This is a genomic window from Comamonas sp. wu1-DMT (assembly GCF_040187805.1).
GTDB lineage: Bacteria > Pseudomonadota > Gammaproteobacteria > Burkholderiales > Burkholderiaceae_C > Comamonas > Comamonas thiooxydans.
Window position 1 is genome coordinate 186,375 of record NZ_JBANEM010000008.1, and the last position, 13,853, is coordinate 200,227.

14 protein-coding genes are annotated in these 13,853 nt (G+C 61.5%); 5 read left to right on the forward strand and 9 right to left on the reverse strand.

The features are described 5' to 3' along the window. Position 1: 1 nt before the first annotated feature. The 3 genes from V8Z78_RS13655 to V8Z78_RS13665 form a co-directional block, all read right to left on the reverse strand. Positions 2 to 292, reverse strand: a complete 291-nt coding sequence (locus V8Z78_RS13655) for an H-NS histone family protein (RefSeq protein ID WP_003052529.1) — start codon at positions 290 to 292, stop codon at positions 2 to 4. A 430-nt stretch (positions 293 to 722) separates the two neighbouring features. Continuing rightward, on the reverse strand, positions 723 to 1,136 hold the full coding sequence (locus V8Z78_RS13660) for a TlyC (RefSeq protein WP_349731547.1): 414 nt from the start codon (positions 1,134 to 1,136) through the stop codon (positions 723 to 725). After that, a complete protein-coding gene (locus V8Z78_RS13665) occupies positions 1,117 to 1,467 on the reverse strand; it encodes a hypothetical protein (protein ID WP_279086123.1) in 351 nt (116 codons plus the stop codon). Before V8Z78_RS13665 ends, V8Z78_RS13660 begins: the two co-directional genes overlap by 20 nt. A gap of 273 nt (positions 1,468 to 1,740) precedes the next feature. Here V8Z78_RS13665 and V8Z78_RS13670 point away from each other — a divergent pair, with 273 nt between their 5' ends. Further along, a complete protein-coding gene (locus tag V8Z78_RS13670; protein ID WP_179626678.1) occupies positions 1,741 to 2,595 on the forward strand; it encodes a symmetrical bis(5'-nucleosyl)-tetraphosphatase in 855 nt (284 codons plus the stop codon). Positions 2,596 to 2,655: 60 nt separating this feature from the next. Here the strand turns inward: V8Z78_RS13670 and V8Z78_RS13675 are convergent, their stop codons facing one another. The 3 genes from V8Z78_RS13675 to V8Z78_RS13685 form a co-directional block, all read right to left on the reverse strand. Next, positions 2,656 to 4,077: a DEAD/DEAH box helicase gene (locus tag V8Z78_RS13675; RefSeq protein WP_034362449.1), complete on the reverse strand. Its 1,422-nt coding sequence runs from the start codon at positions 4,075 to 4,077 to the stop codon at positions 2,656 to 2,658. Between the two features lie 211 nt (positions 4,078 to 4,288). After that, entirely contained in the window at positions 4,289 to 5,167 is an 879-nt protein-coding gene (gene ypfJ / locus V8Z78_RS13680) for a KPN_02809 family neutral zinc metallopeptidase (RefSeq protein WP_349731548.1), read from the reverse strand. A 143-nt stretch (positions 5,168 to 5,310) separates the two neighbouring features. Continuing rightward, positions 5,311 to 5,640: a hypothetical protein gene (locus V8Z78_RS13685; protein WP_012839478.1), complete on the reverse strand. Its 330-nt coding sequence runs from the start codon at positions 5,638 to 5,640 to the stop codon at positions 5,311 to 5,313. A 157-nt stretch (positions 5,641 to 5,797) separates the two neighbouring features. Here V8Z78_RS13685 and V8Z78_RS13690 point away from each other — a divergent pair, with 157 nt between their 5' ends. From V8Z78_RS13690 to nadB, 3 genes are all read left to right on the forward strand, one after another. Further along, a complete protein-coding gene (locus V8Z78_RS13690; protein ID WP_046461541.1) occupies positions 5,798 to 6,757 on the forward strand; it encodes a delta(1)-pyrroline-2-carboxylate reductase family protein in 960 nt (319 codons plus the stop codon). A 204-nt stretch (positions 6,758 to 6,961) separates the two neighbouring features. Then, on the forward strand, positions 6,962 to 8,104 hold the full coding sequence (gene nadA, locus V8Z78_RS13695; protein WP_502878848.1) for a quinolinate synthase NadA: 1,143 nt from the start codon (positions 6,962 to 6,964) through the stop codon (positions 8,102 to 8,104). Between the two features lie 15 nt (positions 8,105 to 8,119). After that, positions 8,120 to 9,646, forward strand: coding sequence for an L-aspartate oxidase (gene nadB / locus V8Z78_RS13700; protein ID WP_349731550.1), 1,527 nt, complete (start codon positions 8,120 to 8,122; stop codon positions 9,644 to 9,646). 75 nt (positions 9,647 to 9,721) lie between these two features. Here the strand turns inward: nadB and dcd are convergent, their stop codons facing one another. The 3 genes from dcd to V8Z78_RS13715 form a co-directional block, all read right to left on the reverse strand. Beyond that, positions 9,722 to 10,288 carry a dCTP deaminase gene (gene dcd, locus V8Z78_RS13705; RefSeq protein WP_003052512.1) on the reverse strand — a complete coding sequence of 189 codons (567 nt, stop codon included), beginning with the start codon at positions 10,286 to 10,288 and terminating at the stop codon, positions 9,722 to 9,724. A gap of 63 nt (positions 10,289 to 10,351) precedes the next feature. Beyond that, the gene (gene guaD, locus V8Z78_RS13710; protein WP_280008115.1) at positions 10,352 to 11,644 is read right to left on the reverse strand and encodes a guanine deaminase; all 1,293 of its coding nucleotides are present in this window, start codon (positions 11,642 to 11,644) and stop codon (positions 10,352 to 10,354) included. Between the two features lie 242 nt (positions 11,645 to 11,886). Beyond that, the gene (locus V8Z78_RS13715; protein WP_182283997.1) at positions 11,887 to 12,783 is read right to left on the reverse strand and encodes a LysR family transcriptional regulator; all 897 of its coding nucleotides are present in this window, start codon (positions 12,781 to 12,783) and stop codon (positions 11,887 to 11,889) included. 102 nt (positions 12,784 to 12,885) lie between these two features. Here V8Z78_RS13715 and glaH point away from each other — a divergent pair, with 102 nt between their 5' ends. Continuing rightward, positions 12,886 to 13,809 (forward strand): glutarate dioxygenase GlaH, encoded by a 924-nt coding sequence (glaH, locus tag V8Z78_RS13720; protein ID WP_054074603.1) that lies wholly within the window; start codon positions 12,886 to 12,888, stop codon positions 13,807 to 13,809. The last annotated feature ends 44 nt before the right edge of the window (positions 13,810 to 13,853 follow it).

Here is a 13,853-nt window from a genome sequence, read left to right on the forward strand (position 1 = left end):
ATCAAATAGCGAACTTTTCGCGATCCTGGTCTGCAATCCACTTTGGCGGCTTGCCACGACCGGTCCAAGTCTGACCCGTAGCAGGATCACGATACTTGGGGGCCACCTTGGCGCCCGCATTGGCGGAAGAGCGCGCGCGAGCGGGAGGGAAAACATCTTCAGCAGTCAAGCCGTACTCGGCAATCAGGCCGCGAACCTTGCTCACAGCTTCAGCCAGTTCACGCGAACGGGCTTCGTTGATTTGCTGTTCCAGCTCTTCTCTCTGCTTCAGGAGTTCCTTGTAAGTGCTCATGATTTGCGCTTCTTGGTTGATTAAAGTGAACTCATTATAAATGCCGGAATTTCAAATTCATGATTTTCCTAGTAAGCAAAAACCACAATTCAGAATATCTATAAAATGCAACCACGTGTTAATAAATAGCTATTCAGCCTCAGGAGCTGCCAATATCCCGTCGATACGCTTTCGTCCAAATCGATCAGCTCAAATATCCAGCCACCACACAAGACCTTCACGTCCGGAACGGGCAAATGGCTGCTTGGGCAAGGAATAAACCGGCCGGCGTGTTATGGTGCGCCCCGGCCTTCGCCTGGCAATACTCAAATAGTCAGCCTGGCCTTCAATTCTGAATAGGCATCAGGCCCTTGAGCAGTCAGAATCCGTCTTCTCTGCGAGTTGCCTAGGCCTCAACCTCCTCCAAGAAGCAAAGCTCTCTGGCACTGACTTAGAGCCAATCATGCGGTGTTGTGATGCCCTGCTCCGCCCCATATTTCTCGACGACAAACACCCCGCTCCCTGCATTGGCACGCAACTGATCCAGCCGCCTCGGCTCGCACCAAGTCTCAGGCAATAATTTCAAAGCCAGCGCCTGCTCTCCCTGCAGGTCTTGTGATTTCTCAGCGAGCGCCAGCCCATTGGGCACGCCGATGATGCCTTGCATCTCGTCCAGCGAGCTGCGGCATGCAGTAACCAGGAATGTCTTCCCAGCTCTCCATCCGGGCAACAGCCAGACACAGGCCTGCAGAACCTGATGCATCGCCATTTCGCCACCCACACAATACATATCGGCGTAAATAACATTGAATACGTCAGATAAATATCGTCTAAATGAAATGCGCTTACACCGTCTGGTGTTCATGCACCTCCATCAAGCCTGGCTGACGCCCCTGCTCCAAACCAGCTGCGATTTCTTCCTCAGCCATTGCTGCACAGGTGAACTCACTAATCCGCAGCAAAGTCAATATGACATGCATTGAAAATGACAACAAACGAACAAAGGACTTTGAGATAGATGCAACCCAGGCCATGGTGCGCCTTGCCATGCCGAAGCCAGCGCTGAATAGGGCTGCCCGATACGCTTTTGAGCCAGCTCTCCAAAGATAATCGTTATAAATGTAATAGCAGTTACGGCGATAGTCGTTGCCGAAATGGTTGCTGTCCTTTCCAATATTCCCGGAGATATCAGCCAAACGGCCAATCCATCGCTGATCGCAGCCCCACCCAAATACCGCTGAGCGTCCGATAGAGGTAATTCCAAGCTGCACGAAAGACAGAAACTGCGTGGACTCTCAAGCAACTCCAGCTCAGCTTGGGCGTCCTTGCTCACGAGCTTTGCCAAAGCCGGCAATCCTGCCCTGCAGCCGGAAGGCCAATGCCAGTTTCGACATTACAAACACCCCATTAAGCAGTGTCAGCAATGCAAACAGCAGAAAATCCCTGACTCGTCCATCAGAAAGAAGACCATGGCACTTTACTGTATCGGAGACATCCAGGGCTGCGATGACGCTTTCGAGCGCTTATTGCAAACCGTGGATTTTTCCGCAAGTCGGGACACACTTTACGTGCTCGGCGACCTTGTCAATCGCGGCCCCAAATCCGCCGAGGTATTGCGCCGCTGCATGCAGGGCGGCGATGCCATTCGCCCTCTGCTCGGCAATCACGACCTGCACCTGCTGGCCGCAGCCCGGGGCCTTCGCCGTCAAAGCAAGCGCGACACTCTGGCCCAGGTTCTGAGCGCACCCGATTGCGATGACCTGCTGCACTGGCTGCGCCAGCAGCCTCTGGCTCGCCTGCACACCAATGCGCTGGGTGAGAACCTTCTCATGGTGCATGCCGGCGTGCTTCCTCAATGGAGTGTGCAGGATGCCGTGGCCTTGAGCACCGAAGTTCAGGCCGTGCTTCAGCATGCCGACCATGCGCGTTTTTTGCAGAATATGTACGGCAACCAGCCCGATCGCTGGTCCGCCGACCTGCAAGGCGATGACAGACTGCGCTGCATCGTCAACGCCTTTACCCGTCTGCGTTTTTGCAGTGCCGACGGCGTCATGGATTTTGAGAGCGCGGAATCCGCCGATCACGCACCCGAAGGACTGATGCCCTGGTTCGATGTGGCGGGCCGGCTCACTGCCGATACACCCATGGCTGTTGGGCACTGGTCCACGCTGGGCCATGTCAACCGGCCCGATCTGATGGCCATGGACACCGGTTGCGTCTGGGGCGGCTGCCTCAGCATGATGAGAATCGGGGAGCGCATGGACGAACGAGAGCTGATACAGCTGCAGTGTCCGCAGGCTCAGGTGCCTGGCAGCAAAGGCTGAAGCTTCAAAAAAGAAACGCCTGCATCCGCAGGCGTTTCTTTTGGCGCGATGACCCGGTGTTCAGGAAGCCACGACGGGAGCCTTGAACAAAGCGGCAATCTTGCGCTTGGGCTTGATGCTTGCGCTCTTGACCGGGGCTGCATGCTTGCTGTCCCAGGATGCGGTCTCGCTGGCGCTGCTGGCCTCATAAGGCTTGTCAAAGAACGGATCCAGATTGACAGGGCGCTGGGCCATGCGCGATGGACGATGCGCATGACCGCCACGCGATGCTGCATCGAATTCACGCTCGCGACGTGGACGATATTCCTCATCGCTGCGGCTGCGGCGTGCCGGACGGAAATCCAGCATGGGCGCAGGTTCGACTTCGATCTTCTTCTTGGTGAGCTTTTCGATGTCGGCCACATTGCGGCTGTCATGATCGGTCACCAGAGTCACGGCCAGGCCCGATGCGCCGGCTCGGCCGGTACGACCGATGCGGTGCACATAGTCTTCCGCATTGAAAGGCACGTCGTAGTTGAAGACTGCGGGCACATCCTTGATGTCCAGACCTCGCGCGGCCACATCGGTACAGACCAGCAGATCCACCTCGCCGGCTTTGAAGGCTTCCAGCGCCTTCAGGCGCTCGTCCTGGCTCTTGTCTCCATGCAGTGCGGCGGCACGCAGACCGTCACGCTCCAGGGCACGCGTCAGACGCGCACAACCCAGCTTGCTGTTGGAGAAGATGAAGGCCTGGCGAATGTCGCGCTCCTTGAGCACGGAACGAATCGCGTAACGCTTGTCGTCATCCGTGACCTTGTAGAAGCGCTGCTCCACGGTGGACGCAGTCTCGTTGGGACGAGCCACCTCGATGGTCACCGGATCCTGCAGATAACTGCCGGCCAGACGCTTGATCTCGGGCGAGAACGTGGCCGAGAACAGCAGCGTGGTGCGGCTCTTGGGCAGATAGGAGAGGATACGCTGCAAATCGGGCAGAAAGCCGATATCCAGCATGCGGTCGGCCTCGTCCAGCACCACATACTCCACCTGATTGAGCACTACATTCTTGGCCTCGATGTGGTCCAGCAGACGACCGGGCGTGGCCACCAGCACCTCGACGCCTTTTTTCAGCTCGATGGTCTGGGGCTTCATATCCATGCCACCAAACACCACGGTGCTGCGCAGCTTGGTGTGCTTGGCGTACAGGGCAATCTGTTGTGCCACCTGGTCGGCCAGTTCACGCGTGGGCAGCAGCACCAGGGCACGCACCGGATGGCGGGCAGGCGATGCCGAAGCGTTTTCATGGCGCATCAGGCGCTGCAGCAGGGGCAGGGAGAAAGCCGCCGTCTTGCCTGTGCCGGTCTGGGCTGCGCCCATGACGTCCTTGCCGGTCAATACCACCGGAATGGCCTGCGCCTGAATCGGAGTCATGGACTCATAGCCCATGTCGGCCACTGCGCGTGCCAGGGGCTCAGCCAAGTGAAGATTGGAGAAAGAGCTTGTCATTGAGGGCGTTATTGTCGCACCGAGTGGGTTTTTCACGTTGGCTTTGTGATTTTCTGCAGATGAAAAGCCTTCGCCCCCTCTGTTTTCACGCGTTAGAAGCCTTGCCAATATCCCGTGCAATCTATCGGGATAACCCGGATTTTCACATTCTGCCGCCCCAAAAACAAAGGCGTGTGACAGTGCACACGCCTGGTTCAGACCAGCTTGTGGCTCAAAGCGACTGAGCTGCGAAGGTATCGCAGGCCTTGACGCTGCCGGTCTTGTAGCCCTGGGTGAACCAGCGCACACGCTGGGCGCTGGAGCCATGGGTAAAGCTGTCGGGACGCACCGTGCCCGTGGCTTCGCGCTGCAGCTTGTCGTCGCCGATCTGCTGTGCGGCATTCATCGCCGACTCGATATCGCCCTGCTCCAGCCAGCTCTTGGCCTGCTGCGACTTGTTGGCCCAGATGCCGGCCAGGCAGTCGGCCTGCAGCTCCAGGCGCACGGACATGGCATTTTGCTCGCGTTCGCTGACACGGCCACGCATGCTGTCCACCTTGCCCGAGATGCCGAGCAGGTTCTGCACATGATGGCCCACTTCATGGGCAACCACATAAGCGCGCGCAAACTCACCGGGAGCACCAAGCTGACGGCTCATGGTGTTGAAGAAGTCCATGTCCAGATAGACCTTGTAGTCACCCGGGCAGTAAAACGGCCCCATGGCCGACTGCCCCGTGCCGCAGGCCGTGCGCGTCACGCCGGTGAACAGCACCAGCTTGGGGTTCTGATACTGAGCACCGCCTTCACGGAAGATCTGGGTCCAGACATCCTCGGTTGAAGCCAGCACCGTGGAGACAAACTTGGCCCCCTGGTCATCGCCAGCCGGGCGATGCGCTGGAGCCTGCTGCACCTGGGGCGAGCCACCACCGGAGAGAACGCCAATCGTGGTCAGTGGGTTGATGCCGAACACGCCCCAGCCAATCAGCGCCAGCACCACGGTGCCGATGCCGATGCTGCGACCACCAATGGGAAAACCACCACCACCACCACCACCACCGTCTCCGCGGCGATCCTCGACGTTGTCCGACTCGCGGTTACCTTCCCATCTCATGGTGCTTACTCCTTAGCTGTGTTGCACGCGGCCTGCGCCGGGTGGCGATATTAAGGGCTGTGGCTCCGAATGCAGGTATCAAGCTGTGCTTTTGCCACCTCAGTCAAGCTGCAGCGCAGCATTGTTGACGTTTGGCCTGGTGTTCAGCGGCCGGCAGGCGTGGGGATCAGGGTCACGCCCGGCGCGCCAGGCGTGGACTGAGGCTGGTTGCGGGCTACCTGTTCCTCCACCACATCGACCATGCTCAGAAACAGAAAGGCCACTGCCAGCAGGCCCACCACCGCCAGGACGGCCGATGCCCAGAGCTTGGCCGAAGAGGATTTGCGCGGTGCTGCCGCCTGCTGCTGGGTCGGCTCATAGCTTGCAGCCGAGCCGCCATCCCGCCAGACAGGCTCGACATGACCACGGCTGGAAGGCGCTTGTGTCCAGGTAGGGTCCTTGCGTTGCCCGGAGCGGGGAGAAAAGCCAAACATGTGTACGACAAAATCGATGGATAAGACAGTGGCTATTGTGCGCGCTGGCAGCCTTCGCCAGAAGCGTCCGTGCTGCGACATTCTGTCGGTCAACACCGGGCCGGGCTTGCAATTCTGTAAGCTCGGAGGCTTGTCCGCTGCCCCCATAAGACTGCCCATGAATGCCCAGACCCAGCCCTCGACAGCGTCTCTGGACGCCCGCGCCACTGCCGCACTGCTGCCATGGTCCGCCCTGGCCGATGAGATCGAAGCACTCTTGCGCCAGCTGCAAAACAGTTGCAGTGTCTCGGTTCCGCCACGCATCGTCATGCCGACGGCTGCGGGCAATTGCCTGTTCTGCATGCCGGCCACCGATGGCCAGGTGGTCATGACCAAGCTCATCAGTTTCACGCCAGGCAATGCCCGGATGGGCAGGCCTACCATTCAGGGCGATATCGTGGTTTTTGATGCAGCGACCGGAGTGCGTCAACTGATTCTGGACGGCCCCACCGTCACGGCCAGACGCACCGCAGCCGTATCGCTGCTGGCAGCGCGCCGCCTGGCCCCCAGGCCTCAAGGCGCCCTGCTCATCGTCGGCGCCGGCGTGCAGGGCAGCGCCCATATGCAGGCTTTTGCTCAGGGCCTTGGCACGCAGGAGGTCTGGATTCACTCGCGCAGTACCAGCAGCGCGCAGCGGCTTGCAGACGAGGCCCGCGACCTGGGTCTGCATGCGCGCATCACCGACGACCTGGAGGAAGCCGCCCGGCACTGCCCGCTGATCGTGACCTGCACGCCCGCGCAGGCCGTGGTGCTGCATGAGGCGGCAAGACCCGATGCCTTTGTCTGCGCTGTCGGCGCCTTCACGCCGCAAATGGTGGAGCTGGATCCCGAGTTGTGCCGGCGCTTTCTGCACCAGGGCCAGATCGTCGTTGACACCGCCGATGCTGCGCACGAGGCCGGCGACCTGCTGCAGGCCGGCATCGAGGTCGACCCCCTGCCCACGCTGGCCGCCGTGGTGCATCAGGACTGGTCGCGCTCCACGAAGCCTGTACTCTTCAAATCCTGCGGCTGGGGCGGCTGGGATCTGGCCGCCACTCGCCTGGCCCTGCGCCAGCACCTGCTCAGGCAGCCCGCCTGAACATCCTCCATTTGCTCATTTTTCAGAAGCATCAAGTCATTGATGCATAAGCGATCCATCCGTTCTCTGGATTACCTTCCCGAACACTGACGGCACTGAAAAGCGACGCCATTCAAGCTAATTTGTCTCCATGGTGACAAATTCAAAAAAAGCGGTTTTAATAATACTCAGATTGAGTATAAATATTTAACAGCACAACTCAGGATGGAGACGATGACGATCAGAACCGTGGAATTCGACCAGCCCGCACCGGGCAGCAGCAGCCAGTGCAGCACAGGCCAGGCCTGGGCCAGGGTGCTGCCGCAGCAGGACAGACAGCTGCAACGCGAAACAGCGCTGCGCATCAAGGCTCTGCTCAAGGAGCGCAATGCCGTCATGGTTGCCCACTACTATGTGGACGGTGCGCTGCAGGATCTGGCACGCGATACCGGCGGCTGCGTGGGCGACTCGCTGGAGATGGCGCGCTTTGGCGCCAACCATCCCGCCAAGACCTTGATCGTGGCCGGCGTGCGCTTCATGGGAGAAACAGCCAAGATCCTGAGCCCCGAGAAGACCGTGCTCATGCCCGACGGCGATGCCACCTGCTCGCTGGACCTGGGCTGCCCGGCCGACGAGTTCAGCCGCTTCTGCGATGCTCACCCCGACCGCACCGTGGTCGTCTATGCCAACACCAGCGCTGCCGTGAAAGCCCGGGCCGACTGGGTGGTCACCTCTTCGGTAGGACAGGACATCGTGGCCGCCCTGCACGCACGCGGCGAGAAGATCCTCTGGGCACCCGACCGCCATCTGGGCAGCCACATCCAGCAACAAACCGGTGCCGATATGCTGCTGTGGCAGGGCAGTTGCGTGGTCCATGACGAATTCAAGGCCGACGAGCTGCAGGCCCTGGCCAATGCCCACCCCGAGGCCGCGATTCTGGTTCACCCCGAATCGCCGGCCGCCGTCACGGCGCTGGCCGATGTAGTGGGCTCCACCACTCAGCTGATTGCCGCCGTGGGCAAGCTGCCCACCGACACCTTCATCGTGGCCACCGATCAAGGCATTCTTCACGACATGCGCCAGCGCTATCCGGGCAAGCACTTTCTGGCTGCCCCGACGGCTGGCACGGGTGGCAGCTGCAAAAGCTGCGCCTTCTGCCCCTGGATGGCCATGAACAGCCTGCCGGGCGTGGAGCGAACCCTGCTGCAAGGCAGCGGTGCCATCGAGCTTGACGCGATGCTGGGTCTGGCCGCCCGCAGGCCCATACAGCGCATGCTGGATTTTGCCGCTGCCCAGCGCCAGCCGGTACGCGCCAGCGGCGAGCTGGAACGCGACGCGGCCCTGTTCCAGAACTTCGGTCCGGCCTGAGAAAGGACAAGCACCATGCCCCAATCTCAGACTTGCAGCGATGTGCTCATCATCGGCTCTGGACTGGCCGGCCTGACGCTGGCGCTCAGCCTGCCCAGCACACTGCGCATCACCGTGCTCAGCAAAAGCAGTGCCGACGAATGCGCCAGCGCCTGGGCCCAAGGCGGCGTTGCCGCCGTGCTGGATCCCGCCGACAGCCTGGAAGCCCATGTTCAGGACACGCTGATCGCCGGCGCCGGCCTCTGCGACGAAGGCGCCGTGCGCCGCATCCTGGAACAAGGCCCCCAGGCTATCGCCTGGCTGCAGGCCCTGGGTGTGCCCTTCAGCACCGATGCAGACGGCCGCCTGCACCTGACGCGCGAAGGCGGTCACAGCGCTCGGCGCATTGTGCATGCGGCCGACCGCACCGGGCAGGCCGTGCACCAGACCCTGCTGCAGGCCTGCCAGCGTCTGAAGCACATTAGCTTGCTCCAGCATTGCACTGCCATGGAACTGCTGCAGGACCTGCAGCAGCGCTGCGTGGGCGCCAGCGTGCGCAATGCCGATGGCCAGCAGCAGAATATGCTGGCCAGCCATACCGTGCTGGCCACGGGCGGCATGGGCCAGATCTACCCCAGCACCACCAACCCGGTCACGGCGACCGGCGACGGCATTGCCATGGCCTGGCGCGCGGGCTGTGTCGTGCGCGACCTGGAGTTCATGCAGTTCCACCCCACGGCCTTGCAGGTGGGCGGCCGGTCCGTGGGCCTGGTCTCGGAAGCGCTGCGCGGCGAAGGAGCCTTGCTTTGCCTGCCGGACCGGCACGGCCAGCCCGGCGAGCGCTTCATGCTGCGCCACGACCCGCGCGCCGAGCTGGCGCCGCGCGATATCGTGGCCCGTGCCATCGATGGCGAAATGCGTGCCCACCAGCTGCCCCATGTGCTGCTGGACATCACACACCGCAGCCGCGACTGGCTGGCCCGGCATTTCCCCGGAGTCATGGCACTGTGCGCGGCGTACGGCATTGACATCGCCACCCAGCCCATTCCCGTAGCGCCCTGTTCCCACTATGCCTGCGGCGGCGTGCAGGCCCATGTGGACGGTCGCACCGCCGTGGCTGGGCTATGGGCAATTGGCGAGGTGGCACGCACCGGCCTGCATGGAGCCAACCGGCTGGCCAGCAATTCGTTGCTGGAGTGTGTGGTCATGGGCAGGTCTGCCGCGCTGCGCATGACCGAGCAGCCCTTGCACAAGCCTGCGGCCATTCATGGCAGGCAGCGCAAGCCAGGCAAGAACCTGAGCGCTGAAAGCCAGCAGGAGATGCGCCAGGCGCTGCAGCAGCTCATGCTGCACAACGTGGGCATTGTGCGCAGCAACCACAGCCTGATTGCGGCGGCCAAGCAACTGGTGCTGTGGCGTGCTCAATGGCGCGGCGCCGACCCCGCATTGCGCAACCAGCTGGCCCTGTGCAGCCTGATGGTAGACGCTGCGCTGCAGCGCCATGCCAGCGTGGGCGCGCACTGCAACCTGGACTGGCCGGCGCTCGAGGCGGCAGCCGCCTGATCTCGCCCAGCAGCCTCCCTGGAAAGCAAAAAGCCCGCTGTATCCACAGCGGGCTTTCTGGCGCAGCAACAGGCTTCAGGCCTTGGGCAGGGTCACGCCATGCTGGCCCTGGTACTTGCCGTTGCGGTCCTTGTAGCTGACTTCGCATTGCTCGTCGCCCTGGAAGAACAGCACCTGGGCACAGCCTTCGCCCGCATAGATCTTGGCCGGCAACGGCGTGGTGTTGGAGAACTCCAGCGTCACATAGCCTTCCCACTCAGGCTCGAAGGGCGTCACGTTGACGATGATGCCGCAGCGCGCATAAGTGCTCTTGCCCAGGCAGACGGTCAGCACGTCGCGGGGAATGCGGAAGTACTCGACCGTGCGGGCCAGTGCAAAGCTGTTGGGCGGGATGATGCAGTAGTCACCCTCAAAGTCGACAAAGCTCTTCTCGTCAAAATTCTTGGGATCCACCACCGTGCTGTGGATATTCGTGAAGACCTTGAATTCGCGGGCGCAGCGGATGTCGTAGCCATAGCTCGAGGTGCCGTAGCTGATGATCTTCTTGCCGTCGACCTGGCGCACCTGGCCAGGCTCGAAAGGCTCGATCATGCCGTGCTGCTCCGCCATCTGACGGATCCATTTGTCGCTCTTGATGCTCATTAGAAGTCCTGTATCGCTTGATTTTTCATAGCGTTGTGCGCTCACAAATCAAGCGCAAGACCGCTATTTTGCTTGAGAAACAATGGTTTGCTCAATCAGGCGGTCATCTCCGAGGATGATCATGGCAAACAGCAGCTCATCCAGATTGCGCGCCTGGCTGGTCTTGCGCTCCAGAAGCGGCGTGCAGCCAGGGTTGATGACGACCAAGTCGGCCTCGCAGCCAGGCTGCAGATTGCCGACCACGCCCTGCAGACCCAGGGCCCGCGCAGCGCCCGCCGTGTGCTGCCACCACAGTCGTTGGGGCGACAGGCTCAGGCCCTGCTTGGCATGGCTCTCGCGCCCGATCACATAGGCGGCCTGCATGGTGCGAAATGGCGAGAAGCTCATGCCGCCGCCCACATCGCTGGCCAGGCCGTAAAGCATGTCCGCCTCGTCAGCCTTGATGTAGTCGAAGTAGCCGCTGGCCAGGAACTGGTTGCTGGTCGGGCTGATGGCCGCTGCCGAGCGCGTGTCGTGCATGAGCTTGCGGTCGGTTTCATCGAGCCAGATGCTGTGGGCGTAAACAGCGCGCTCGCGCATCAGGCCGAAGTCGTCGTAGACGGCCAGATAGCTGCGTGACTCGGGAAACAGCTGCTTGACCCAGGCGACTTCGTCCAGGTTCTCGGCCACATGGGACTGAATCCAGACATCGCCATATTTGGCGGCCAACTCGCCCGCACCACGCAGTTGCGCCTCGGTGCTGGTGGGTGCAAAACGCGGCGTGATCGCATAGCCCAGGCGATCCACGCCATGCCAGCGCTGGATCAGGGTTTCGGTGTCGATCAGGCTTTGCTCGGTGTCGTCGCGCACGCCATCGGGGCTGTTGCGGTCCTGCAGCACCTTGCCGGCAATCATGCGCATGCTGCGCTTTTGCGCAGCCGTCATGATGGCATCCACCGATGTCGGATGCGAGGTCGCAAAGGCCAGCGCCGTGGTCACGCCGTTGCGCAGCAGCTCGTTCATGAAGAAATCGGCCACGCCATCGGCATATTCGCGATCGTGGAAACGCGACTCATGCGGGAAGGTGTAGTTCTCCAGCCAGGGCAGCAGGCCCGGGGCCGGTGCGCCGATCACATCGGTCTGCGGGTAGTGGATATGCAGGTCGACAAAGCCCGGTGCCAGCAGCTTGCCGGGCAGGTGAATGACTTGCACACCTTCGCGCTCAAGATACTGGTCGGCCAGCGCCTGCCAGCTGCCCGCAGCCACCACACGCTGCACACCCGCGGCATCGGGAGCAATCGCCAGCAAGGCGTCGGAGTCATAAACCGCTTGGCCGTCATCGGCGAAGCGCAGCAGGGCACTACGATAGATTTTCATGGACCAGAGCTTACGCGCCCGCTCTCGCCTGCGGAACACGGCAGCGCTTATAGAGGCTATACGGCTGCGCGCAGGCCAGGGCTTTCGCTATTAATAACAGAGCATACTTCGCTTTTCATGCATTGAATTCAATGCAATTCATATCCAGAAACTAATATCAGCAAGCGATAGCAGCTAGCATTTTAGCTAGTTCAACACCCGAAACCCTGCGCTGCAACACCGCCCTGCCCGCAGCCGCGTAACTAGGCAGCGCAGCTTCTGGCCACGGCCAGAAAGGCGCGCACTGCGGGTGAGTTCTCGCGCTCGCGGTAGGCCAGCGCCATGTGCACGTTTTCCTTGAAGTCGCGCAGCGCCCTGAAGGCCACGCCCGGCTGATTGAGCAGGCGGTTCGACTCGGGCAGCACCACAATGCCATAGCCCGCGGCCGCCAGGCTGGTTGCCGTGACGAAGTCGTTGACGCGATAGGCTTCGCGAGCCGAAAACCCGGCCGTCTCGGCCAGCCGCGCCAGCACCTCGGCAAAGCCTTCGCTTTCGTTGATGAACTGCGGCGCAATAAAGGTCTGGCCGCGCAGATCGGCCACGCTGATGGATTCATGGCGTGCCAGCGGGTGATTCTCGGCCAGCGCCACCATGAAGGGCTCGCTATGCACGATGACCGCCTTGACCCCCTCGGGGTAGCGACGGCGCGGCCGCAGCAGACCGGCATCGATCTCGCCCTGCTGCAGCGCCTGCAACTGGCGCGGCGTCTCCATGGCCAGCACCTGCATGTGCACCTGCTCATGGCCGGGGCGGAACTGCGTGAGCATGCGCGCCAGCACACCCGAGGTCACGGACGAGGAGATATAGCCCAGCTTGACATGGCCGCTCATGCCCTGGGCCGCCAGCTGCCCGATCTGCTGGGCCCGCTCCATATGGCGCAGCACGGCCACGGCCTCTTCGTAGAGCAGCTCGCCCGCATCGGTCAGCGTGATGGGCTTGCGCTTGTTGCGCTGCAGCAGGCGCACGCCCAGCTGCTGCTCCAGCTGCTGCACCTGCACGCTGACGGCGGACTGGGCCACGCCCAGCTTGTCGGCGGCGCGAGAGAAATGCAGCTCCTGGGCGACGGTGACGAAGTGCTCGAGTTGGCGGTAGCTGAGCATGGATTTAATCTGAAATTCTTATTAAAAAATGCATTTAACCCCGTAGATCGTATCAAACAAGAAGCGTCAAATCAGCCCATTCCTGATTGAAGTACCCCCACCATGAACGCTACTACCCCCCAGCAACTGATCCAGCCTGCCGCTTACGAGATCGCCGCTCACCCCGAGCATCCCCGCCTGCTCAAGCTGACCCTGAACACCGATGCACTGAACGCCTTCCTGGCCGATGTGCGCGATATCGACGTGCAGAACCTCGAGTACGTGCCTTTCATGCGCTTTCATCTGGCGCGCCGCCTGAAGGCCCACATGGGTGCCGACTTTGGCGAGACCCTGGTGAACATCATCAGGGACCGCAAGCATGGCGGCTTTGTGCTGGGCCTGGAAGGCGTGAGCCAGGATAGCGACGACTACGTGAAGTTCGGCACCGCCATCGGCCATATCCTGGGCCCGGCCAACCACGACTCCATGTCCAACAAGTACTACGCACGTTTCCTGGTCAAGCACACCGACGCCAGCGACTCCTATCTGCGCCAGGCCTATCGTCTGTTCACCATGCACACCGACGGCACCTTCGTGACCGAAGCCACCGACTGGCTGCTGATGATGAAGTTCGACGAGCAGAACGCCGTGGGCGGCGAGTCGCGCTTTCTGCACCTGGACGACTGGAGCGAGCTGGACTGCTTTGTGCAAGACCCGCTGGGCGCCAAGCCCCTGCTGTACAAGGCCCCCGGCTCCAAGAATGTGAACGAGCGCGTGGAACGCCCCGTGTTCTTCCACGGCGAGTTCGGCCTGTCGATCTCCTTCATCGACCAGTTCGTGCAGCCCGCCAACGACGCCGAAGCCGAATATCTGCAGAACCTGTCCGAATCGATGGAAAATTCGCCCGGCACCCGCACCGTCAGCCTGCCCGCTGGCGACCTGGTGGTTCTGAACAACTACTTCTATGTGCATGGCCGCGCACCGTTCGAGCGTAACGAGCAACTGCACCGCGAGCTGATGCGTCAGCGCGGTACATTCGCTCAGTAAACCTTGAACACCTGATGTTTCTGTCACGCCCCCGTGCACCGCAA